This window comes from Fontibacillus phaseoli (genome assembly GCF_003337355.1).
GTDB lineage: Bacteria > Bacillota > Bacilli > Paenibacillales > Paenibacillaceae > Fontibacillus > Fontibacillus phaseoli.
Genome location: NZ_QPJW01000027.1, coordinates 1 through 1,643 on the forward strand (window position 1 = coordinate 1; position 1,643 = coordinate 1,643).

Consider the following 1,643-nt stretch of genomic DNA (forward strand, 5'->3'; position numbering starts at 1 on the left):
TTGGATAAGCCCTCGACCGATTAGTACCTGTCAGCTCCATACATTGCTGCACTTCCACCTCAGGCCTATCAACCTCGTCGTCTTCAAGGGGTCTTACTAGTTGGGAAATCTCATCTTGAGGGGGGCTTCACGCTTAGATGCTTTCAGCGCTTATCCCTTCCGCACGTAGCTACCCAGCTATGCTCCTGGCGGAACAACTGGTGCACCAGCGGTGCGTCCATCCCGGTCCTCTCGTACTAAGGACAGCTCCTCTCAAATTTCCTACGCCCACGACAGATAGGGACCGAACTGTCTCACGACGTTCTGAACCCAGCTCGCGTACCGCTTTAATGGGCGAACAGCCCAACCCTTGGGACCTACTTCAGCCCCAGGATGCGATGAGCCGACATCGAGGTGCCAAACCTCCCCGTCGATGTGGACTCTTGGGGGAGATAAGCCTGTTATCCCCAGGGTAGCTTTTATCCGTTGAGCGATGGCCCTTCCATGCGGTACCACCGGATCACTAAGCCCGACTTTCGTCCCTGCTCGACTTGTCAGTCTCGCAGTCAAGCTCCCTTTTGCCTTTGCACTCTTCGAATGATTTCCAACCATTCTGAGGGAACCTTGGGGCGCCTCCGTTACTCTTTAGGAGGCGACCGCCCCAGTCAAACTGCCCGCCTGACACTGTCCCCGTACCGGATCACGGTACCAGGTTAGAACTCCGATACGATCAGGGTGGTATCCCAACGGCGCCTCCACCGAAGCTGGCGCTCCGGCTTCCTAGGCTCCCACCTATCCTGTACAAATCGTATCAAAGTCCAATATCAAGCTGCAGTAAAGCTCCATGGGGTCTTTCCGTCTTGTCGCGGGTAACCTGCATCTTCACAGGTATTAAAATTTCACCGGATCTCTCGTTGAGACAGCGCCCAAGTCGTTACGCCATTCGTGCGGGTCAGAATTTACCTGACAAGGAATTTCGCTACCTTAGGACCGTTATAGTTACGGCCGCCGTTTACTGGGGCTTCAGTTCATAGCTTCGGGTTACCCCTAACCACTCCCCTTAACCTTCCAGCACCGGGCAGGCGTCAGCCCGTATACTTCGCCTTGCGGCTTCGCACAGACCTGTGTTTTTGCTAAACAGTCGCTTGGGCCTTTTCACTGCGGCCCCCTCGTGCTATTCACACTACCGGGGCACCCCTTCTCCCGAAGTTACGGGGTCATTTTGCCGAGTTCCTTAACGAGAGTTCTTCCGCGCGCCTTAGAATTCTCTTCTCGCCTACCTGTGTCGGTTTGCGGTACGGGCACCTTCACCTGGCTAGAGGCTTTTCTTGGCAGTGTGAGATCATGACCTTCGGTACTGTAAATTTTCCCTCCCCATCACAGCCCAGCCTTATCGATGTGCGGATTTGCCTACACATCAGCCTCACTGCTTGGACGAGCATCCATCAGCTCGCGTCACTACCCTACTGCGTCACCCCATTGCTCATAACGGTTTACGGTGGTACAGGAATTTCCACCTGTTGTCCTTCGACTACGCCTTTCGGCCTCGCCTTAGGTCCCGACTTACCCTGAGCGGACGAGCCTTCCTCAGGAACCCTTAGGCTTTCGGCGGATCAGATTCTCACTGATCTTTTCGTTACTCATACCGGCATTCTCACTTGTAT

General features: G+C 54.7%; 1 rRNA gene. It reads right to left on the reverse strand.

From position 1 onward, the window contains the following. Positions 1 to 1,643, reverse strand: a 23S ribosomal RNA gene (locus tag DFP94_RS25205); the annotation flags it as partial.